Raw genomic sequence first — 22,019 nt, 5'->3', positions numbered from 1 at the left:
TTTATTGGAATAAACAAACGGAACATTTAGTTATAATTTTTTATGTTAGGAACTCGTACGTCCGCTTTTCTTAAACTTTCGAAAAGGGACTTAAAATATGATTTCCCAGCTAGTGTTGTAGTCTTTTTAGTTGCACTACCACTATGTTTGGGTATTGCAATGGCCTCAGGTGCGCCATTGCTTGCAGGGATTGTTACCGGTGTGGTTGGCGGTATCGTGGTAGCGTCGATCAGTAAATCTCCGTTGAGTGTGAGCGGTCCCGCCGCCGGATTGACCGTAATTGTGCTGGGCGCCATCGAAAAGCTCGGTGCCTACGAAACCTTCCTACTTGCCGTTGTCATTGCCGGTATTGTTCAGCTGATTCTTGGGATTATTAAAGCAGGCATGATTGGTAACTATTTCCCTTCTGCGGTTATTCTCGGAATGTTGGCTGCTATCGGGATAACGATCATTCTGAAACAGATACCCCTGGCCTTTGGAATGACAGAGGCGCATGCTTTCGAAATAGATAACGGTGGAGGAATTTCGTCTTTTAAAGACACGATCCTGAACGGAATTAACTGGGGAGCGACAATTATCTGTCTGGTATCGCTCGCTTTGCTGATCTACTGGCCCAAAATAAAAGGAGCCAATAAGGTTCCAGCGCCACTCATGGTTGTTATTCTGGGAATTGCTATAGCCTACGCACTACAGGGATCGGGAATGGGGCTTACATCGTCACATTTTGTCGTTATCCCGATTGTCGACTCATTCCAGGAGTTTACACAGCTTTTTGCTTTTCCGGATTTCTCGCAGATCCTCAACAAGGATGTCTGGATTACGGCTATCACTATTGCCATCATCGCCAGTCTTGAAACCCTGTTGAGCATCGAAGCTATTGACAAGCTTGATCCGTTCAAAAGAAATACGCCGACGAACCGCGAATTGATCGCGCAGGGTGTCGGCAATGTAACAAGCGGCTTTTTGGGAGGGCTTCCGATGACGTCCGTCATTGTACGCTCATCGGCAAACGTTCAGGCGGGGGGCAGAACAAGGCAGTCGGCGATGCTTCATGGTTTGTGGCTGCTCGTGGCTCTTTTAGCCATACCAAGTATCATCAACCTGATCCCGCTTGCCAGCTTAGCTGCAATCCTATTGCATACAGGTTATAAACTCGCCAAGCCTTCACTGTTTAAAGCCATGTATCGCAAAGGCCTGGATCAGTTTATCCCCTTCTTTGTCACCATCACTGCCGTCGTATTCACCGACCTGCTGATGGGTGTGGGAATAGGAATCCTAGTGGCCATTTTTTACATTATCCGCGCCAATATGCAGAACGCATTTAAGATGGAAATACGCGAACAAAATGGAGAAAAAACGGTTATTATGACATTGGCGGAGGAGGTTTCCTTTCTGAATAAGGTGCCGATTCAGCAAAAGCTTTATAGCTTGCCTAAAAATGTCGAAGCAATACGCATCGACGGAAAACAAAGCAAGTTTATCGATAAAGATGTTATAGAAGTGCTGAAAGATTTCGAAATGAACGCAGTCAGCAAAGGTATCGACATCCAGCTCGAAGCAATCACATATAAAAAATAACCATTTCAAAAATTATTAAAAATAACCTAATTTGGTCAGGTTTAAGCTGATCGCAACACAAACAAAATAAACATGGGAAATAAAGAATTAGAATTAGGGTTTCAGAAAATTTTAGACGGTAACAAAGGTTGGATGTCCTTCGTAAAGGACGACACAACTGGACGCTTTGAACAACTAGCTAAGGGACAGAATCCCGAGATTCTATGGATCGGCTGTGCAGACAGCCGGGTTCCGGCAAACGAAATCACAGGAACCAAGCCAGGCGAAGTGTTCGTCCATCGGAATATTGCAAACATGTGCGTCCATTCCGACATGAGTATGCTGTCTGTGCTAGACTACGCTGTAAATGTGCTTAAAGTGAAACACATCATCGTGGCAGGCCATTATGGTTGCGGCGGGGTGGCTGCGTCTTTGAGCCGTAAACAATTTGGTATTATCGACAACTGGTTGTGTCACATTAAAGACGTCTACCGTTTACATGCCGAAGAAATCGATGCTATAGAAGACACGGAGAAGAAAACCGACAGATTGGTGGAGTTGAACGTGAAGGAACAGGTCTTCAACCTATGCACCACATCGATCGTCCAAAATGCATGGAAAAACGGACAGGACCTAGCTGTACACGGCATGGTGATCAATATCGGAACAGGCGAGTTGATTAACTTAGACAATACTTTTACCAGCAACGAGGCTTTAGGAAAAGTATTTGCATTCCAATAAGCAACTTGCTTTATAGGGTTCGTTCATAAGGTTAATAAGGTCCATATGGTGACTTTATTAGCCTTATGAACATTATAAACTATTAATTCTCTGTTACACACTACTGTACAAACTGTCCTTGCTGGTTGACCGCTTTAACAAACGGTGTAGCATAGCGGTCCAAAACAACCATAAACTCATAACGCTGGACCAGCCCTTCCGGATCGTAAGCGCCATCAAACTTAAGCTTGGTACTCCAATCTTTTTCCATCTGCCGTTCCACTTCGTCTCCGCGTAGACCTACGAATTTAATCAGGGAAAGGAAATCTTTCCACCGAAGGAACTCTCCTTTATTGTCTAAAAACCACAATTGGCTCCGGGAATACAGCTGGTCAAAAATGGGTTCAATCTCATCGAAGCGCACCTTGGCATCTTTCCCTAAACGATATTGGGATCCATTATTCTCTCCTTGTAAAATTCCGGCCAGTCCTGTTTTCTGAACAGCTAAAAAATTATTATCTTCTATTTTAACGTCCTGATAGGGCAAAATACGTGCTCCGTATGTCAACAATTCCATCTGCACTTTGCGGACATCAATCTTATCGGCTGTTTGCTTAAAGAACGCCAGATAAGCTGCACAGGCGCCAAGTGCCTGCCCTACAGACGACCGGAGGGGCGCATCCTCCAGCCTGTCACCGAATATGCCCTGCACACCACGCAACGTAAAAAGGTTTTCCATTTGACCGGCGAGCAGGTGCTTCAGCTGAACAGCATAGATACTGTCTGCACCACCTGATGCAACCAATGTCCGCTGTTGCACCAGTGACAGGTCTTTGGCAGACAATGGCGCGGTGGCCTGCAGCTCTCCCGTCAAACCGGACAGGGCCCATAAGGGCTGATCGTCCGAGGCGTCTACCAGACACATGACATCCAGCTTCTGCTTATCGTTAAGCGTCACTTGCCAGTTCTTCTTCCCCTTTTTCAAGTTTTCGATACTTCTGCCGCGAATGATCTGTAGGTACTGCTGCTTATTGATTATCCGCTCCATGGCGTTCTGGAACAGCCGCGGACTCATATCATGTTTGACCACATCTGCCAACGAATCACTGCGCGTCTTCGAAAGTGCCATATCCATCAACAAATCCAACCAAATGCCTCCGTCTGTCCCATCAGCGTTCTCCACTTCGACAGCCCGCTCGGAGAACTGGGGAACCAATGCTTCTGAATCGACCACCCATACCGTTGGCACGCTCGATTGTGCGCTCTGGACGGCCGCTGAAAAGGCCAGTATCCCCGACCCGTACACCAGTACCTGCAGATTTTTCTTCTTTTGAGCCACACTCGTATTCGCGGCCACAAGCAGGAGAAATAAAATATAGAGGTTGTGCTTCATAACTGTCAACAATCTTCCCATTCGTCTAAAATACGCATTTAAAACGTGAGTTCGATGATTCTTTATAAGCTTAGCAACTCAATGCCATATCAGCTAAGACGTCCTTCGTGCAGCCCTATTGGGATAAGTCTGGGGAAGGAAACGCCGCTTGTGCAACTATTGGATATTTTTTTGTCAAATTCGCTTGGAACGGCCGTCCTCTTCTGAAAACACGTCAAAATAAAACCCCTAACAGGGAGGCGGTGTCATCCTGATCGTAGTCGAAGGATAGACACCGAAAGGGCTTCGACAGACCCTTCGACAGGCTCAGGGTGACATGGAAGAGGCACCCTGCTATGGAGCTGTCGGTGTCATCCTGAGCGTAGTCGAAGGATAACATTGTCGAAGGTGTACGCCACACTCGCCATCACAAAAGAAACCTGTTGTTCGCCCCATAACGCTTTTTTATTTTTGAGTTTTGGCTTTTTACTTCGTTACTTTGCATCATGAACATCAGCGACGCATTTTATATCGGCTATATTACGAAAACACGGGGCCTCAAAGGCGAACTACAGCTTTTCTTCGAGTTCGAGGACTATGCCGAGTTAGATCTGGATATTCTTTTTTTAGAAATGGATAAGAAGCTGGTGCCTTATTTTGTAAGTGCTGTCAAGCTGCAGAAAAACAGCACAGCCTACTTATATTTCGAAGACATCGATCACATCGATAAAGCGCAGCCGCTCTTAAGAAAAAAGGTATATCTCCCCAACGACAAGATGCCCGAACGGGATCCGGACGACTTTAGATACCACGATCTAATCGGTTTTTTAGTGGTCGATGAACACGAGGGTGAAATAGGTGAAATCACGGATGTACAGGAACTGCCTCAACAGTTTGTGGCAACGGTAGATTTCCAGGGGAAAGAACTTCTTTTCCCCCTAAATGACGAGCTCATCTTGGGCATCGATGCCGAAGACCAGGTTATAGAAGTCGATTTACCGGAAGGTCTGGTCGATTTATATAGGGAATAATAAAGGAAGCGCTGGCATGCTGTGCGGCAAAAATGCTCCTTATGCCTCGCGGCATCGGACAGCGCTTCATCGTTGCCAATCTTGCTCCTATATCGTTATCGCCGTATAATCCAAGCTGCGATACGATAGTTAAAGGTGTGTCTGGCAAATAATTTTTTATCTTTCAGCTGCTGGCGAATGCAAAGCAATTTATGTAGGTTTGTACTATGTTAAATGAAGAAAAACCACTGAATTTTATCGAGGAGATTATTGAAGAGGATCTTCGTAACGGGAAGCATGATGGGCGTGTACTAACCCGTTTTCCTCCCGAACCTAACGGTTATCTCCATATCGGTCATGCCAAATCGATCTGTCTAAATTTTGGCTTAGGACAGAAATATAACGGGCAGACCAACCTTCGTTTCGACGACACAAACCCTGTTACCGAAGACACAGAATATGTCGAAAGCATCAAATATGATATACAGTGGCTAGGTTTTCAGTGGGCACAAGAACTATATACATCGGATTACTTCGAGATCTTATACGGCTACGCAGTTGACTTAATCAAAAAGGGACTGGCGTACGTGGACGACAGTACCGCCGAAGAAATCGCTGCTGCAAAAGGTACCCCTACCGAGCCCGGCACGCCTACACCTTACAGGGACCGGTCTATGGAGGAGAACTTACGTCTGTTCCAGGAAATGCGCGACGGAAAATACAAGGATGGGGAGAAAGTGCTGCGGGCTAAGATCGATCTGGCGAGCCCCAATATGCACCTCCGCGATCCGCTCTTATACCGTATCAAGCATGCCCATCACCATCGCACGGGCGATAAATGGTGTATTTATCCAATGTATGACTTCGCACACGGGCAGTCCGATGCCATCGAGAAAATCACACACTCGATCTGCACGTTAGAATTTATTCCGCACCGGCCGCTTTACGACTGGTGTATTGAGAAGCTGGGAATTTATCCGTCGAAACAATACGAGTTCGCCAGGCTTAACCTCTCCTATACTGTCATGAGTAAACGGAAGCTATTGCAACTTGTCAACGAAGGATATGTAGAAAGTTGGGACGATCCACGGATGCCGACAATATCAGGATTACGCAGACGTGGATACACGCCGGCGTCCATCCGCAACTTCTGCGATAGAATAGGTGTACAAAAGCGGGAGAATATGATCGACGTGAGTTTACTGGAATTCTGTATCCGTGAGGATCTCAACCAGACAGCTTGGCGCCGCATGGCCGTGCTCGATCCGATAAAGCTTGTCATCACAAACTATCCCGACGGGCAGATCGAAGAGCTCGTCGGCGAGAACAATCCGGAAGTCGAGGGAGGCGATGGTCACCGCATCATCCCGTTCAGCAAGGAACTATGGATTGAGCGTGATGATTTCATGGAAGCGCCGCCCAAGAAATTTTTCCGCCTGGGCCCGGGGTTATCTGTACGCCTGAAGCATGCTTATATTGTAGAATGTCATGACTTCGTGAAAGACGAAAATGGCAAAGTAACGGAAGTACACTGTACATACGTTCAAAATTCGAAGTCGGGCGAAGATACATCTGGTCTGAAAGTGAAAGGCACCATACACTGGGTGTCCGTCGCTCATGCGAAAGAAGCCGAAGTGAGGCTCTATGACCGTCTATTTAACGAGGAAAATCCGGCCGCTGCCGAAGACTTTAAGGAGTCTATCAATCCTGATAGCCTACAAATTATAGAAACGGCCTATTTAGAGCCCGACCTGTTAAATGCAAAGCCTAACCAAGGTTATCAATTTATCCGCTTGGGCTATTTCACATTAGACAGCAAGTCCACCGAACACAAACCAGTCTTCAACCGGACGGTTACGTTAAAGGACTCCTGGGCTAAAGAAGTAAAAAAATCGTAACGGTAAAAAGATGCTTCGTACCCCTTTCCTCGGGTACGAAGCAATCCTAAGCTATAGCGAATGGCAGATGGCTATAAGCCGTAAAGTTGTCGATTTGTAAAGTCGTAAAGTGAGAGGCTAATAACTGATGGCAGATAGCTGTGGAGATGCAAGATCTTGCGTCTCAAATACTCACTACTCAATACTCACTTCAATATCTAACATCTCACATCTTTATAGCCCCTCAACCCGGGGCGGGGTTTTACTTGGAAGGTTGGAAAAATTAAAAAGTAAAAATTAAAAAGGAAGTTGGAAATTAATTTGTGAAGTCTCTAATCACGATCTAACCCCTGACTCCTAACCACCAATCACTAGAAATGCTGACGCAGTCGAACCGATGCCGGTCCTTTCCTCCCGCACAAGGCTGCCTTTCCATAGAGTTTAGCCGTAAAGTTGTCGATTTGTAAAGTCGTAAAGTGAGAGGCTAATAGTTATTGGCAGATAGCTGTGGAGACGCAAGATCTTGCCTCTCAAATACTCACTACTCAAATCTCACTTCTAATATCTAATTTCTGACTTCTCAATACTCACTACTCAAATCTCACTACTAACATCTAACTCCCTTACCCTACTCGGAAAAGAAACGTGCACGGTACCGATTATATAAGTCGTCGATGGCTGCATACCGTTCGTCTTTCGCCGTCCCCAAGATAGTCCGATACCTTTCCAACGCGGCCATGCTGTATTGTATAGACCGGGCGTCGAGCGCTTCCGGCTTATCCCGTGCCAGCGCATCTGCATATCTGAAGTTACCCTCCAGAAAATGAATGTGTCGCTCCACAATTTCGTTGGCAATATGCGTTCTCTTCCCTTTATAGAGCGTATCAACAACACCACTGTAATGATAGGCTTCCTGCGCTCCATATATACGTTTCGGCAAGAGTGAAGCCGCCTTGACCGCGACGTGCCCGGCACGTTCGGTATCTCCATGTTGGTTTAACAGCTGAACAGTGCGCTCGTAAATATCGGGAATGACAAAATTGTCCATGTAGTTGCGGGAATCGATATCCACGTAATTCTGGCTGGCGTAATTACCCCATTCGAAGTCATGCACTGCCAGTTCATAGAGCCTATCGACGTTGACGGCGCCTGTCCCGTCAACGTCGTCAAACGCCACCGGGAGCAGCTTCTTTACCAACCCTTCATCGATAAGGTAGCGGGAAAGTCCGGCCATTCGCTCTGCTGGCGTATAGTTCGTAAAATAGATAGGACGCTTCCAGTTGTTGCTCTTTATGATACCTAGAAGGGCCAGTTCGGCTCTCGTCATATAATTTTGCGAATATTCCCATTCCATCTCCTCTACGATCGAGGACGCCCACTTTTCGGGCACGACGCCACTGCTTAATACCGACTCCTTATCCACCGCCATTTTGATCCGCTTTGCCGGAAGGTAATTTATCAGACTGCCATCCTGCATCGACAGCTGATTCGTCGGGTTATCGGACAGCATAAACTGCAGCAACATATCCAGGTCGACGGCTTCCGAAATGCCCTGATCAACAAAAGGCAGGTAATCTCTAACACCCTGTGCTACCTTGTCGAATGCGATAGAGGTATCTACGGGAGCGGCGTCATTAACCTTATTAGCCAGCTGCTTCACGTACCAGTGCGATAACAGATAGCTTAGATTGACTATCCGCACATCTGTCCTCACCCCTTCCACTTCCTGCAAATACCATAGTGGGAAGGTATCATTATCGGCATAAGTGAACAAGATGGCATTTGGTTCACAGGATTGAAGGTAGTTATGTGCCACGTGGCGGACCAAGTCGCGCGCTGACCTATCGTGATCGTCAAAATTTTCGTTCAGCAGCAGTAGCGGTACGCCGGAAAGACAGAGAACGCCTGCCATCACCGTCCTTACGGGAGCCGATAGCTTTCTGCGCAGGAGGTCGGCAACGGCAAATACGCCAAAACCGATCCAGATCGAAAAGGCATAGAAGGACCCTGCATAAGCGTAGTCTCTCTCCCTTGGCTGCACAGGCGACTGGTTTAAATACAGCACAATCGCTATTCCCGTAAAGAAGAACAGCAAGGCCACGATAGCCGCATGCTTTCTGTCGCGTCGGAAATGCCAGATCAATCCGGCAATGCCAACCAGTAACGGAATATAGTAGTATACATTTCTACTGGGATTTGTATACTGATGGACCGGAAGATCGCGTTGCCCGCCCAGGCGGGCATCATCCGTGGCTGTTACACCGGACACCCAGTTTCCGCTTGTGTTTCCGGCATACTTTGGTTCATCGTTTTGTCTACCTACAAAATTCCACAAGAAGTAACGACCGTACATGTCGCCTAGTTGGTAAGAAAAGAAAAAACGCAAGTTATCCAGAAAACTGGGTGTTTCCCCGGGGCGAAGCCCTAAATACATTCTATAGAACTCAGCATGTTTCTCGCTATATACACGTGGGAAGAACATTTCTTTATCGAACACGTAAGACGACTGACGCGTCATCTTTTCGTATTGTTTCTCCCCTTTCTTATAAGTTGTCTGATAGGCCACGTCGAGGACCTTGGCGTCGAAGCTAGGCCCCTTCACGAGCGGTTCGCTGCTATATTGCTCCCTGCTTAGATAGCCGAGGAAAGAATACACGTTGTCGGGGGCATTATTGTTCAGCGGAGGATCGGCGTGCGCCCTGATGACAATCATGGCAAACGACGTATAGCCAAAAAGAACAAAGCAAACGCCCAGCAAAGCGGTATTCAACAACGGCTTCTGTCGGTGTATACTATACCTAATACCCCAGATCAGCGCTGCTATCAGGAGGAGCGCAAAACACATTACCCCCGAACCAAACCCCAGTCCCAAGTGATTGACAAAAAAGAGATCAAACTGCGCGGCCAAGCGCACCGAATATTGGATAATCCCCCAGAGGACAAAAGCGAGCGCCGCTATCCCAGACAAGAGTGCAGCTGAAATACCCCGCAACGACGTCTTGCCGGTCCGCCGGAAGTATATAATCAGTGCCAACGCTGGAATGGTCAGCAAATTGAGCAGGTGCACGCCTATGGACAGCCCCATGATGTACATGATTAGGAGGAGCCACCGGTCTGCCTGCGGTTCATCGGCCCGCTTTTCCCATTTTAGGATAAGCCAGAAAACGGCAGCCGTGCACAACGAAGACATGGCATATACCTCCGATTCCACAGCTGAATACCAAAATGTATCGCTGAAGGCATAGGCTCCCGCACCAGTAACGCCCGCGAGCATAATCAGTGCCGCTTCCCAGCCCTTAGCTTCCTTTGTTTGCTGACGGATCACCTTCGAAGCCAAGGCGGTAATTGTCCAGAAAAGAAACAACACCGTTAGTCCGCTGCACACAGCAGACCCGATGTTCATGCAAAAAGCGATACGCGACGCGTCGCCCATGGCCAGGTTGGAAAACACGTTCTGTATCATAAGAAAAAGTGGAGCTCCGGGCTGATGGACAATTTGAAGCTTATACGCTGCAGCAATGAATTCGCCTGTGTCCCACCAGCTGCTGAAGCGGTCTGCTGTCAGCATATAGACTACCGTAACACTAATAGCAAGAAGCCATCCGATAAGGTTGTTGGTCTTTTCGTAATTCATGAGGATCATTCTTGGTAAAATTGAACAGTAAATTACGAACAAAATAAGAAGATAGGTCTTTCGTTAACATTATTTAACGAAAGACCTATCTTGCCTAACAACTATAAAACAAGCAGTTAGCCCGTTAGGGTGGTGCCCTTACGCTAAGCGTTCAACGATCTTTTTCGTGGGTCCGGGATTACTCATGGTGTAGAAATGTAACACGGGGGCTCCAAACTTAATCAATTCCTTACATTGGTTCACCAGCCATTCCTCTCCTACCTGGCGGACATCCGCGTTGGTCTTGCAGGCGTCTACTGCGTCGCTGAGCTCTTCGGGAATATCTAAGTGGAAGATTTTAGGAAGTGTAATAAGCTGCTTCTTTGTTGTTAGCGGCTTTAATCCCGGAATAATGGGAATGTGTATGCCATTGTCGCGGCATTTGTTCACAAATTCCTTATATTTTTCGACGTTAAAGAACATCTGTGTTACGATAAACTCCGCTCCCATTTCGACCTTCTTTTTTAACCACTTAAAGTCGGTGTTAAAATTCGGCGCTTCGAAATGTTTCTCAGGGTATCCCGCCACGCCGATACAGAAATTCGTCTTTTCAGAGCTTTCAATGTCTTCGTGTAAGTATTTCCCCTGGTTCATGTCGACCACCTGCTGTAAAAGATCCGTGGCATACGCATGTCCGCCGGGAGTAGGTACAAAGTCAGGATCGCCCTTGCGCGCATCGCCACGTAACACCAATACGTTATCGATTCCCAAAAAATTGAGGTCGATTAATGCATTTTCTGTCTCCTCCTTCGTAAAACCGCCACAAATCAGGTGGGGAACCGCATCAACCTTATACTTGCTCATGATGGCGGCGCAGATCGCTACCGTACCCGGCCGCTTACGGTACGCTACCCGTTCCAGCAGGCCGCTTTCGTGCTGCTTATAGAGGTAGTCTTCACGGTGATAAGTTACATCGATAAAAGGAGGCTTAAACTCCATCAGCTCATCCATCGTTTTGAAAATACTCTGAATGCCCTGTCCTTTGGCAGGAGGCAATAGCTCAAAGGAGAATAAGGTCTTTCCGTTCGCGTTTTTGATATGGTCTACAATCTTCATGTTTATCGATTTAGGCTTAGAGAAAACGCACGGAGGTGGTTCGTCAGCTTATCTTTCTTCCTACACAGGAAGTAGAATGTAGCACCTTGGCCATCCACCAGGTTGCTAAGGCTTCAGCGGGTCTATTCCCTCTGCCTTTCTCTATAAGCGTCGCTAATATCGTGATTTCAATTAAAAAGTAAAAATTAAAATGAAAGTCGGGGTGACAGCGTCAGGCTGCTATAGGGGTAAGCAATAAACAAAAAAAGCCGGATCCCTTGAATCCGGCTTTTCTGAATCTGTATAGAACGTAATTATCCTTCAGTTTCTTCTGATGCAGGTGCTTCAGCTTCCGCTTCTTCAACAGGAGCCTCTTCCGCAGCAGGTGTGTTTTTAGCAGCAATAGCAGCAGCTTTTTCAGCACTTTTCTTTGCTTCAGCAGCAAGAGCAGCTTTCTTAGCTTCCTCTTTAGTTTGCGCTAAACCAGATTTCTTGCTTTCGATTTTAGCTTCTTTGCCTTCCAACCACTGTGCAAAAAGCTCGTCCGCTTTAGCTTCGTCGAAAGCGCCTTTTTTAACACCACCCTGTAAGTGTTTCTTGTATAAAACACCTTTGTAGGATAAGATAGCGCGGGCGGTATCTGTAGGCTGCGCTCCTTTGTTCATCCAATCCAACGCTTTGTCAAAATCTAAAACGATGGTTGCAGGATTTGTGTTAGGGTTGTAAGATCCCAAACGCTCAATAAATTTACCGTCACGTGGAGCACGTGCATCTGCTACTACAACGTGGTAAAAAGGCTTTCCTTTTTTACCGTGTCTTTGCAATCTGATTTTAGTTGCCATTTTTTATAGTTCTTTTATGTATCCAACATATCCCCCGAGCTTCGTGCAAGAGGGGACGCAAAGATAATAATTAAAAATCAAAAGGAAAAAACTAAAACTTCCTTAACGTCGATTTGATGGAATACTATTTATAAGTAATTACAGTCCGCTGCGTTACACCGTCGCCGCCTTCAGTAATTTCAATGGGTAAACCCATATCATTGAAATGATAGCTATATGTTGCTTTTCCCGTAAACACAAAAGGAAAGCTTATTACGTCTCCGCTTATATCCACAAAATTGATATCGCCTCCTTTGGGAGGTGTGAACCCGTCGCTATTAAACCCATCTACCTTCCGCTCGCTGGTGTTGACACAATTTTGAGGAACAACTTCCGCAAAATTATAAGGATGAAATCCGAGCTTGTTATATATTTCCGCGAAGTGGTGCTTATTCGGCAGGTAAGTGTTTACTGTTGTCATACGGACGGGGTGCCCGCTGCTATTTATCTTTCCTGTGCGAACGCTGGAAGACACATTTCCCCCCTCGTATGTATATTCTACCTTCTCTTCATCGCCTATTATTATGATATTGGAGCCGGAGTGTGTTATGGGACGATAGAAGATAGCGGACGGTTTCCGGTCCGTTCCGTTATACTTATAGCTGGCCAGCACGATATTTCTTATCAAACTCTCGGGCCCGTCTGTCGAAATCCCGCCAGGAATCGCTGGCGTCTTTTTATAAAGGCTGTCTAGATTGATATCTATCAACCTTCCTTGTGCATCCCATCGGTAAGATAACCGCTCAACATATACGGAGTTGCCGTTTGGCTGAAATGAGGTGAGGAAAACGCGGCTATATTCTGCTTTATCATTTACTCCGTAATAGAACACCCTTTCATCTACCTTTTTCAGAAGGCCACGTTCATCGTAGACAAACGCATGTCGTTCAATCAAAGGCGGCACTCCATATCCAACGGTAGAGATCCTTTCAATACTTGAAATTCTATCTGATGAAATATCCGTTATATCATCTGATTTACAGGACGACAAAAGTCCGCAAGCCAACAGTAGATAGTGCGATTTTTTCATATGTACGTAATATTTTTTCCGGTTGCATAGAGGATCAGCTGATATTAATCCCGCCTTGCTTCCCAACCTAATGAAGCCTATTCACAATGATTCGTACATCGGAGGTTAATCCCTGGTATCCTTCGTAATTGTCGCAATATAATGAAATACTTTGAAATCAAAAAAAAGAGTGTGAAACGTAAAGGCGATTGGGGGTTGGGAGTCAGTCTTCAGAAATTCGTCGCCGCGCCGCCTCCTCGCAATGACGGTTTTTTTACGGTTCATTTTAGGAGTTTGGACTTTTTACAAATTTACGTCTTCACGACTTTAGCTAATGGCTGTTGGCTTATAGCCGATGGCCATTAGCCACGAACCACCTATCTAACTTTACCTCACTCATCTAACCTCCTCTAACTACGAAGTAGCCTTCACGCTTCCACGGCCATCTTCGATTTCTCACTCACTAACCACATCAACCTTATTAACCCTATCAACCTTATCTAACTTCACGACTTTACCAATCAACGGCCTATAGCCATTTGCCATTAGCTATCAGCCATCCGCTATTAACTTCCAACTTCTTCTTACTTTTAATTTTTAATTTTTACTTTGTAGTATGAAGACTGTAGCTCCGTTAAAGATATTAAAAGCTTCTGCCGGTTCGGGAAAGACCTTTAGTTTGACCCTGCACTACCTCACACTCCTGCTTTCCAGCGAAAATAGCTATCGGGAGATACTTGCCGTGACCTTCACCAATAAAGCCACGGCTGAAATGAAGGAGCGTATCCTTGGGGTTCTACACGGCTTGGCCCTCGGCAGCCAGGAGAAGAGGATTGCCGACTTCCGACCCCTGTTACGTCAAGAGTCTGCCGGTTGGACGGAAGATATCATTCAGCAAAAGGCCTATCGGGTATACCGGAAGATACTCCATGACTATGGACATTTTACCATCAGTACAATAGACGGCTTTTCCCAAAAAGTGATCCGCAGCTTTACTTATGAGCTGAACCTTGATGCGGCCTATAAAATAGAAATGAATACGTCTAAAGTTAAACAGGACCTAGCCGTCATGTTAAACCAGCTACTGGACGACCGGCCCGACCTCTTGGACTGGATCATACAATATGCGGAACAGAAAATTGCCAACAACGAGAACTGGAATTATCGCCAGCAGCTGTTGTCGCTTGCGAACCTTATTTTTACGGAGAACTTTCAGGAATTTAATGCGTACCTCACGGTGGCCGACGCAGGCGAAGTGTTTACACTGCTAAATAAAGACGTTCAGGAGAAAACCAGGTTCTTTCTGAATACGCTCAGCCAAACCATTCAGGCGTTTCTCGACATATTTCAAACCTTTCAACTCGGCGCGGACGACTTAAAGGGAAAATCCCGAAACGGGTTGATTTCAGCGGCCAAGGTCAGTCCCAATGTCCATAAAGCTTCGCCCGCCGACCTGCAGAAAATATTCGAACGGTTTCTTAAGCTTGCCGACGACCAGAATGCGTTTACGGATTGCAACAAATGCGTCCGCGATGATATCAGATCGGCGCTGCAGCCCATTTTCCGGCAGTTTGCGGAATTGTATAAACTCTACCCCACGTATGTTGCTTACCATGCCGTACAGGGGAATCTTTATTACCTACGCCTATTAAAAGAGATGAGCGACCTGTTAAGTCAATGGCGCAAAGATAATGGAGCGCAGCTTATCTCAGACTCGCAGATCCTACTCAACAAACTTGGGCTCGACGAACACAACGACCCTACATTTGTCTGGGAGAAAATCGGTAACCGCTATAACTATTTCCTGTTCGACGAATTTCAGGACACGTCGCGCATTCAATGGCGGAATTACAGTCCGTTACTCGTTAACGCGTTGGGCAATGCAAAGCAAAAAATCAGCGAACACCTTATTGTGGGCGACGTCAAACAGAGCATATACCGGTGGCGTAACGGCGACTGGCGCATCTTACTCCATCAGGTGGAGGATCAGGTGGCACAATCGTTCCATCTGCCGGAAGGGCAGCGCCAGCTTTTTATAGAAAACGGAACGCTGGATACAAACTTCCGGAGCTTTCCGAATATCATCACCTTAAACAATTACCTTTTTGAGCACGTCCCGCTGAGACTGCAGGATGTACTCAACGAGAAAGTCTTTGAAGCACTTGACGACGAGGGAAAGCAATGGTGGACAGATTCGGGGAACGCGTCCATGCTGGCGAAGGCTTATGCCAACAGCCGTCAGGAAGTACCTCCCCACCGCCTATCCACACAGGGAGCGGCTGGATCGATCGAAATCCGCTATCTGCCCGTAGAGGAGGGACGCCAGCGCCGAAAGCAGGTAGCTGAACAAGCACTGGATCTCATGGCTGAGAAAATCGGCGACTGGATTTCGTCCGGACGATACGTGCCGAAACAAATCGGCGTTCTCGTCCGAAGCAATGCGCAGGCACGCGATGTTATCCAAAAGCTGATGCAATATAAGAACAGCAGCGGCGTCGACTTCGACATCGTATCCGGCGACGCTTTATCGCTAGCAGCTAACGACGCCATTCTATTGCTGATCGAAACCTTAAAAGCGCTGGTCTACACTTCTGACAAACAAGTTATTTACCGCGCCAAAATAGCCTATCTCTATGCGCTCCTCAGCAGACAGGAGAGCTTCGATCCCGATTACTGGTTAGCGTTTAAAAGTAACGATCTACAGGAGCTTGTCCGCCTATTGCCAGCACTCCTGCTCGATCAGTGGACCAAACTCCAGCAGTCTCCCCTCATTCATCTCATTGAACAGCTGATCGAAATATATGGGCTACACCATGGCGAAAACATGCACCTTCCCTATATCTTAGCCTTTAAAGACATGATTTCTGTCTTTTCCGCCAACGGAGAACGGGGTATCACTCAGTTTCTCGAGTATTGGGAAGAAGAAGGACATCGTGCCACACTTCCCGGAAACGGTAAAATTGATGCCATTGAGATAACCACTATACACAAGTCTAAAGGGCTCGCCTACGATGTAGTGGTGCTCCCTTTCTGTTCGTGGGACCTCGACGGGATGACCAACGGCGACTTCTGGATTGATACACAGGACTCGCCCTTTCACGCCCTTGGCAAGATTCCTGTAAAATATACCAGCAGCCTCGGGAATTCTATTTTCTATAAGCAATATTTTGAAGAAATGTTGTTTAACTATATGGACGCGTTAAATACATTTTATGTTGCCACCACCCGCGCTATACAGCATCTCTACATACTGGCTCCTGCCTTTAAGGAGAACATAGACAAAAAAACGGGACAGATACTGGGTCAGGAAGTCAAGAACGACTATATCAGCGACGTCGTCTTTCAGGTATTATCTGCGCAGGACGCTCCGTTCGCCATCCAGCAAAATGAGGTGATCGTAGATCAGACCCTTGCACGCGGGGACGACATTGAAGCAGAACGCCCGTCTATGCCCGTTCAAAACGAGGAGCATAGGCCCATTGCCCTTTCGTCTTACCCCTTGTCCGGCGAATTGCAAAAAGCCTTCGACAAGTCCTCCAGACGGACAATCAATAGCATCATGATGCTGGAAAAGGCCGCCCAGTATGGCATTCTTGCACATGAAATTATGGCGGCGATCACCAAAGAAGAGGAAATTGATGTTATGATCGACCAATATGTGGAGCAGGGAGTCCTGACCACAGAAGATCGGCCGTTTATACAACAGGAGATACGACAGATATGGCACCACCCACAAATTCATCAGTGGCTTACCGGTGGTTATAAGATCTGGAATGAAGCCAGCATTATCCTTGAAAACGGCGACACCATCCGCCCCGACAAAGTTTTTACGAGCGAAGAATCGACCATCGTCCTGGATTTTAAATTTACTAAGGGCGATTATGCCGACCATCAGTGGCAAGTGGACAGTTACAAGCGGGCATTGACGAACCTAGGCTATGCCAACGTTAAGGGCTATCTTTACTATGCCAAGATCAATGAACTAGTTGAAGTAACCTAACATACAGAACATGACAGAAATACGTTCTCGAAGGCTTCGACAGGCTCAGCCTGACAAAGATGAAGTATTGAACCTGCGGCGTCGGCTGCGTTATCACCATAGGCTTGTCGAGGGGGCTCTACAGTGCTGTCGAAGAACGGATCGACACGCTCAGCCTGGCAAAGATGAAGTATTGAATCTACGGCTTCGGCTGCGTTATCACCATAGGCTTGTCGAGGGGGCTCTACAGCGCTGTCGAAGAACGGATCGACACGCTCAGCCAAGACAAGGTCACCCTGAGCACTTCGGCAGGCTCAGTACAGGCTCTGTCGAAGGGTCAAGACCGGCTCGCCATGACAAAAGAAATCTATCGTGCACCTACTAACAAGTAACATTACACAACATGAACAAACCATTTCTACGACTGGTAGCAGAGGATATACAACAACGGTTTGGCAGCGACCTATCCGATATTGCCATCATATTTAATAATAAGCGTCCCATTACTTACTTAAAAAAACATCTCGCTGATGTTTATGGCAGAGCACTTTGGTCTCCTCATTTTTTTACGATACAGGAGTTTTTCAAGCTGTCGACCGACGCTGTGGAAGTATCCCCTCTCACCCAATTTTTTTATCTGTTTGAGTTGCATAATGAGCTGCTCGCCGCGGAGGGTGCCGAACCGGAGTCTTTGGAAGAGTTTTATCCTGTCGCCGAAATTATCTTAAGCGATTTCGGCCAACTGGACTATGAGCTTGTAGACATCGAGCATATCTATATGGAGCTGTACGACACGACGAAGATCGATATTGCATTTCAGCATCTGACCGTGGAACAGCAGCATTTCATCCGCCAGTTCTGGCAGTCGTTCAGTTTAGCGGGCCACACGGGTTTGCAGCAACGCTTCCTCCGTCTTTGGAAGCGCCTCCCCGTTCTATATAAACGTTTTAAGACCAAACTGCAGCAGGCGGGCCAACTCAATTACCCCACGTTGTATCGCGACATCGTTGAAGGCGCGGTGCCTTATCCGGACTTCGAAAAAAGGTATAAAAAGATCCTATTCGTGGGCTTTAACGCACTAAATAAAGCGGAAGCCCACTTATTTAAAAAGTGGCAGGAAGAAGACCGTGCACTCTTTTACTTTGATGTAGATGCGTATTACCTAAATGACCCTCAACAGGAGGCTGGCCTGTTCATCCGACGGAACCTGCAGCAGTATCAACTCGAGAATGCTTTAGGGGAACCGCCCAACATGATCGGACACCGCAATTCGGAAGTACATCTATACGCCTCGACGGGCAAGAACAGTCAGGCGAAGCTACTCCACAACGTGCTTCTTCAGCACCGGGCGGAGGGTAAAAGTGCGGCAATTCTGCTCGCGGACGAAAGCATGTTGGTCCCACTTCTGCAGAGTCTTCCCGACCTCAAACCGAATATCACGACTGGATATCCGTTGATTCAGTCGCCCATCTACGGACTTATCGACCTGTGGATGCGTACCCACGAGGAAATTTCGCATAAAAAGAAGAAAAAGGTGGCGTTCCAACAGCTGGAAGCATTTATTAATCATCCGCTTACACACGTCTCGCCGTCGGAGAAGACGGCACTGCTGGATGAGATTTCCACTAAACAGCTCTTCGAAGTGGATATCGAGGCTATCGCCCTGCACAGCAGTGTCTTCCCGCGGTTCTTTAAGCCGCTGGCTTCTCCTACGGAACTTATACCCACACTTATCAACCTACTGGACAGCTTATTATCATCAATCGCTACAGAAGACAGGGTACGTCAGATCGACAGCAATTTAATTGTCGAAACAAAAAAGGTGCTAAACCAGTTAAAGCTAGGTATAGACCGGATCAGGCCCACTTCAATAGCTTTTCAGATAGGGCTGATCCGAAAGGCAATTCACCCTGTCAACTCGGCCATTGAGGGTGATCCGCTACGAGGCGTCCAGATCATGGGGCTATTAGAGAGCCGTTGTCTTAATTTTGACTATATATATATCCTGGGTGCCAATGAAGGGATACTTCCGCAAACGTCGAGTTCGCCCACGTTTTTACCCAACAGCTTAAGGCGTGCATACGACCTTCCCGTATTGGAAAACCAGGACGCCTTATCCGCCTACCTGTTTTATCGGCATTTTCAGTTCAGCGAGGGGATCCATTTATTTTATAACAGCATTGTAGACGAAAGCAGCACCGGCGAAGAAAGCCGGTTTATTAAACAGCTGCGATTCGAAAGCAGCTTCCGCTTTATTGTCCACACACAACAGCAGCCGGTTCGATTTCCGGATCCTTGTCCCGAACTCATTATACCCAAGTCCGGAAAGATTAAGGAACATTTATGGAATACTTATATTCTCGGTAAAAAGAAGCTATCGGCCACAGCATTTACCACGTACCTGCAGTCGCCGTTACAATTCTTTTTGAAGCATGTTGCAGATATAAAAGAACCACCGTCCATTTCACACGAGTTTGAGATGAACAGACTGGGCACTGTCATCCATAACGTGATGGAAAAGCTGTTAAAACCTTACAAAGGGCTCGAGCATTTCACTTCCACGAAACAGCTGTCCGAAAAGTTGGCAGAGGTGGATGCACTCATCACCGAGGAAATCGGCAATCAATACCACACAGCAATGACATCGCTGGCTGATCTGAATAGCATGCAACGGATTATGCATAAGATAGCAAGCGAATATGTCCGCATGTATCTCACGCATGACATGCAGCACTTCAAAGCTTTCCGTATCATTGAATTAGAAAACGACGAAGATTATACATTGGATTTTCCTATTTCAGTTGACGGGAGCGAACAAACGGTACGTCTTTTCGGTATAATCGATCGCGTCGACGAAGTCGTCACACACCACGACGAAATAAAAACGCGTATTGTAGACTACAAAACCGGGGGCGACAGCGTTTTGTTCAAAAGTCTGGAGAAGGTTCTGGCGCCGAATACGGAGAACAAAGCCCTTATACAGACGCTGTTTTATGCATATGTATTCGAACAGGTAACCGGCAGAAGACAGCTGGAGCCGAACCTTTATGTCGCCCGGAAAATGCGGGAGGAAGGGACACTTTTCAGTAATGGAAAAGATGTTATTATTGCGGGAGAACAGCTTATCTATACGCAAGATGCGTTTGTACGCTTTCTCCGTGATACGCTGCAGGAAATATTTGATCCTGCCGTTCCGTTCAGACACAATCCCGACAGTAAGATTTACCCTTCCGACCCGTACACCCTGTTTTACCGCGATGCTGTGCCACAGGTGGACCAGGAGTAATCAGGTCGACTCCACATGTCGATAAATGTCAGGTAGGTTACGGCACTGTCCGTTATAATCCAGTCCGTACCCTACCACAAATTCTTTATCGATTTCAAAGCCTACGTACATGATATTGTCGAAGTGATGTTGTAAACAGTCGGGCTTCATAAGCAGCGTACAGACGGCGATGCTGCCTACGCCGAGCCGTTCCAGCGCGTTTATCGTATGCCTGAGTGAATTGCCCGAATCAATGATATCTTCGACGATAATAACGTCTCTCCCCCCAAGGTCCATCCCAACGCCGAAAAGCTCCTGTAAATCGCCTTGCGATGTCCCTTTATAAGAAGCCAGCTTGACAAAAGAGATTTCACAGGGAACATGCACCTGCTTCAGTAGATCGGCCATAAACATGAAACACCCGTTTAAGACGCCTACAAAAACAGGATGTTTATCGGCATAACGCAGGCTGATATCAATCCCCATTAAGCGGATACGCTTTTTTATCTGATCATAATCGATAAACAGTTCGAAGTTTAAGTTATCTATCTGAATGCTATTCATATCTATCCGTTTTTTGTAGCTAATGGCTAATGGCTATAAGCCGTAAAGCCGTTGATTTGTAAAGTCGTTGAGGGAAGCTAATGGCTAATAGCAAGGCTATAAGCTGTGAAGTTGTTTTTGATAGCAACGACCGTCTTCTAACTATTCTAACTCTTAACTCCAAATTACTCATATCTCATATCTCAATACTAACTACTCACATCTAGTCTCTCACTTCTTCATAGCCCCTCAACCCGGGGCGGGGTTTTACTTGGAAGGACCCAAGTAAACAAGGTCCTTCGGCCGAGGTTCTTGATGCTACCGTGCCTTATCCTAGCCTAAACCGTTCCAAACTCACTACGTTCAGACAAGGAACGGTTTTTAACGGCTATTATGGCGGCCCGCTGACGCAGTCGAACCAATGCCGGTCCTTTCCCAGCACAGGGCTGCCTTGAAATAGCGTAGCCGCGAAGCCGCAAAAAAAACGCCCATTGCGAGGAGGCACGACTAAGCAATCTCATGGATAATGGCAGATGGCGATAACCAAAAAGCCGTAAAGCCGTTGATTTGTAAAATCGTGAAGTGAAGTTAGATAAGGTTGGTAATTCCAAATCACGAATTACGTCATCTAACCATTCTAACTCCTAACTGCAAATTACTCATATCTCACTTCTCATATCTCACATCTAGCTTCTCATATCTCACTTCTCAATACTAACTACTCACATCTAGTCTCTCACTTCTTCATAGCCCCTCAACCCGGGGCGGGGTTTTACTTGGAAGGACCCAAGTAAACAAGGTCCTTCGGCCGAGGTTCTTGATGCTACCGTGCCTTATCCTAGCCTAAACCGTTCCAAACTCACTACGTTCAGACAAGGAACGGTTTTTAACGGCTATTATGGCGGCCCGCTGACGCAGTCGAACCAATGCCGGTCCTTTCCCAGCACAGGGCTGCCTTGAAATAGCGTAGCCGCGAAGCCGCAAAAAAAACGCCCATTGCGAGGAGGCACGACGAAGCAATCTCATGGCTAATGGCAGATGGCGATAACCAAAAGCCGTAAAGTCGTTGAGGGAAGCTGATGGCTGATGGCAGATAGC

General features: G+C 46.8%; 13 protein-coding genes and 1 riboswitch. Of the genes, 6 read left to right on the top strand and 7 right to left on the bottom strand.

All coding sequences use genetic code 11. The features are described 5' to 3' along the window. Positions 1-42: 42 nt before the first annotated feature. Positions 43-1,578: a SulP family inorganic anion transporter gene (locus tag BC792_RS15520; RefSeq protein WP_148909932.1), complete on the top strand. Its 1,536-nt coding sequence runs from the start codon at positions 43-45 to the stop codon at positions 1,576-1,578. A 72-nt stretch (positions 1,579-1,650) separates the two neighbouring features. Further along, positions 1,651-2,298 carry a carbonic anhydrase gene (locus BC792_RS15515; RefSeq protein ID WP_148909931.1) on the top strand — a complete coding sequence of 216 codons (648 nt, stop codon included), beginning with the start codon at positions 1,651-1,653 and terminating at the stop codon, positions 2,296-2,298. A gap of 100 nt (positions 2,299-2,398) precedes the next feature. Here the strand turns inward: BC792_RS15515 and BC792_RS15510 are convergent, their stop codons facing one another. Both BC792_RS15510 and BC792_RS18535 read right to left on the bottom strand, forming a co-directional pair. Next, positions 2,399-3,670 (bottom strand): hypothetical protein, encoded by a 1,272-nt coding sequence (locus BC792_RS15510; protein ID WP_211357559.1) that lies wholly within the window; start codon positions 3,668-3,670, stop codon positions 2,399-2,401. A 214-nt stretch (positions 3,671-3,884) separates the two neighbouring features. Then, on the bottom strand, positions 3,885-4,049 hold the full coding sequence (locus BC792_RS18535; RefSeq protein ID WP_211357558.1) for a hypothetical protein: 165 nt from the start codon (positions 4,047-4,049) through the stop codon (positions 3,885-3,887). A gap of 106 nt (positions 4,050-4,155) precedes the next feature. Here BC792_RS18535 and rimM point away from each other — a divergent pair, with 106 nt between their 5' ends. Both rimM and BC792_RS15500 read left to right on the top strand, forming a co-directional pair. Next, the gene (gene rimM / locus BC792_RS15505; RefSeq protein ID WP_148909929.1) at positions 4,156-4,680 is read left to right on the top strand and encodes a ribosome maturation factor RimM; all 525 of its coding nucleotides are present in this window, start codon (positions 4,156-4,158) and stop codon (positions 4,678-4,680) included. 206 nt (positions 4,681-4,886) lie between these two features. Next, positions 4,887-6,557 carry a glutamine--tRNA ligase/YqeY domain fusion protein gene (locus tag BC792_RS15500; RefSeq protein WP_148909928.1) on the top strand — a complete coding sequence of 557 codons (1,671 nt, stop codon included), beginning with the start codon at positions 4,887-4,889 and terminating at the stop codon, positions 6,555-6,557. 607 nt (positions 6,558-7,164) lie between these two features. Here BC792_RS15500 and BC792_RS15495 read toward each other — a convergent pair. The 4 genes from BC792_RS15495 to BC792_RS15480 all read right to left on the bottom strand — a co-directional run bounded on the left by BC792_RS15495 (position 7,165) and on the right by BC792_RS15480 (position 13,155). Continuing rightward, a complete protein-coding gene (locus BC792_RS15495; RefSeq protein ID WP_170250052.1) occupies positions 7,165-10,170 on the bottom strand; it encodes a glycosyltransferase family 117 protein in 3,006 nt (1,001 codons plus the stop codon). Between the two features lie 138 nt (positions 10,171-10,308). Next, on the bottom strand, positions 10,309-11,265 hold the full coding sequence (gene metF / locus BC792_RS15490) for a methylenetetrahydrofolate reductase [NAD(P)H] (protein ID WP_148909926.1): 957 nt from the start codon (positions 11,263-11,265) through the stop codon (positions 10,309-10,311). Positions 11,266-11,310: 45 nt separating this feature from the next. Then, positions 11,311-11,415: riboswitch (SAM riboswitch) on the bottom strand. Positions 11,416-11,558: 143 nt separating this feature from the next. Next, entirely contained in the window at positions 11,559-12,086 is a 528-nt protein-coding gene (locus BC792_RS15485; RefSeq protein ID WP_148909925.1) for a 30S ribosomal protein S16, read from the bottom strand. A 124-nt stretch (positions 12,087-12,210) separates the two neighbouring features. Beyond that, positions 12,211-13,155, bottom strand: coding sequence for a hypothetical protein (locus BC792_RS15480; protein ID WP_148909924.1), 945 nt, complete (start codon positions 13,153-13,155; stop codon positions 12,211-12,213). A gap of 595 nt (positions 13,156-13,750) precedes the next feature. On the opposite strand from BC792_RS15480, the gene BC792_RS15475 reads away from it, so the two are divergent. Together BC792_RS15475 and BC792_RS15470 are read left to right on the top strand one after the other, a co-directional pair. Next, positions 13,751-17,134 carry a UvrD-helicase domain-containing protein gene (locus BC792_RS15475; protein WP_148909923.1) on the top strand — a complete coding sequence of 1,128 codons (3,384 nt, stop codon included), beginning with the start codon at positions 13,751-13,753 and terminating at the stop codon, positions 17,132-17,134. Between the two features lie 382 nt (positions 17,135-17,516). Continuing rightward, on the top strand, positions 17,517-20,399 hold the full coding sequence (locus tag BC792_RS15470; RefSeq protein WP_148909922.1) for a PD-(D/E)XK nuclease family protein: 2,883 nt from the start codon (positions 17,517-17,519) through the stop codon (positions 20,397-20,399). On the opposite strand, the gene BC792_RS15465 is transcribed toward BC792_RS15470, so the two are convergent. After that, positions 20,400-20,942 carry a phosphoribosyltransferase gene (locus tag BC792_RS15465; RefSeq protein ID WP_148909921.1) on the bottom strand — a complete coding sequence of 181 codons (543 nt, stop codon included), beginning with the start codon at positions 20,940-20,942 and terminating at the stop codon, positions 20,400-20,402. Positions 20,943-22,019 lie beyond the last annotated feature (1,077 nt).

This window comes from Sphingobacterium allocomposti (genome assembly GCF_008124885.1).
Taxonomy (GTDB): Bacteria; Bacteroidota; Bacteroidia; order Sphingobacteriales; family Sphingobacteriaceae; genus Sphingobacterium; species Sphingobacterium allocomposti.
The sequence above is the reverse complement of the archived record's forward strand: the minus strand, read 5'-3'. Positions and strand labels throughout refer to the sequence as shown.

Excerpts from the sequence above, each read along its gene's own strand:
- BC792_RS15510 (WP_211357559.1), bottom strand. The coding sequence starts at position 3,670 with ATGAAGCACAACCTCTATATTTTATTTCTCCTGCTTGTGGCCGCGAAT.
- BC792_RS15515 (WP_148909931.1), top strand. The coding sequence starts at position 1,651 with ATGGGAAATAAAGAATTAGAATTAGGGTTTCAGAAAATTTTAGACGGT.
- BC792_RS15495 (WP_170250052.1), bottom strand. The coding sequence starts at position 10,170 with ATGAATTACGAAAAGACCAACAACCTTATCGGATGGCTTCTTGCTATT.
- BC792_RS15465 (WP_148909921.1), bottom strand. The coding sequence starts at position 20,942 with ATGAATAGCATTCAGATAGATAACTTAAACTTCGAACTGTTTATCGAT.
- BC792_RS15520 (WP_148909932.1), top strand. The coding sequence starts at position 43 with ATGTTAGGAACTCGTACGTCCGCTTTTCTTAAACTTTCGAAAAGGGAC.
- metF (WP_148909926.1), bottom strand. The coding sequence starts at position 11,265 with ATGAAGATTGTAGACCATATCAAAAACGCGAACGGAAAGACCTTATTC.
- BC792_RS15500 (WP_148909928.1), top strand. The coding sequence starts at position 4,887 with ATGTTAAATGAAGAAAAACCACTGAATTTTATCGAGGAGATTATTGAA.
- BC792_RS15470 (WP_148909922.1), top strand. The coding sequence starts at position 17,517 with ATGAACAAACCATTTCTACGACTGGTAGCAGAGGATATACAACAACGG.
- BC792_RS15485 (WP_148909925.1), bottom strand. The coding sequence starts at position 12,086 with ATGGCAACTAAAATCAGATTGCAAAGACACGGTAAAAAAGGAAAGCCT.
- rimM (WP_148909929.1), top strand. The coding sequence starts at position 4,156 with ATGAACATCAGCGACGCATTTTATATCGGCTATATTACGAAAACACGG.
- BC792_RS18535 (WP_211357558.1), bottom strand. The coding sequence starts at position 4,049 with ATGTTATCCTTCGACTACGCTCAGGATGACACCGACAGCTCCATAGCA.
- BC792_RS15480 (WP_148909924.1), bottom strand. The coding sequence starts at position 13,155 with ATGAAAAAATCGCACTATCTACTGTTGGCTTGCGGACTTTTGTCGTCC.
- BC792_RS15475 (WP_148909923.1), top strand. The coding sequence starts at position 13,751 with ATGAAGACTGTAGCTCCGTTAAAGATATTAAAAGCTTCTGCCGGTTCG.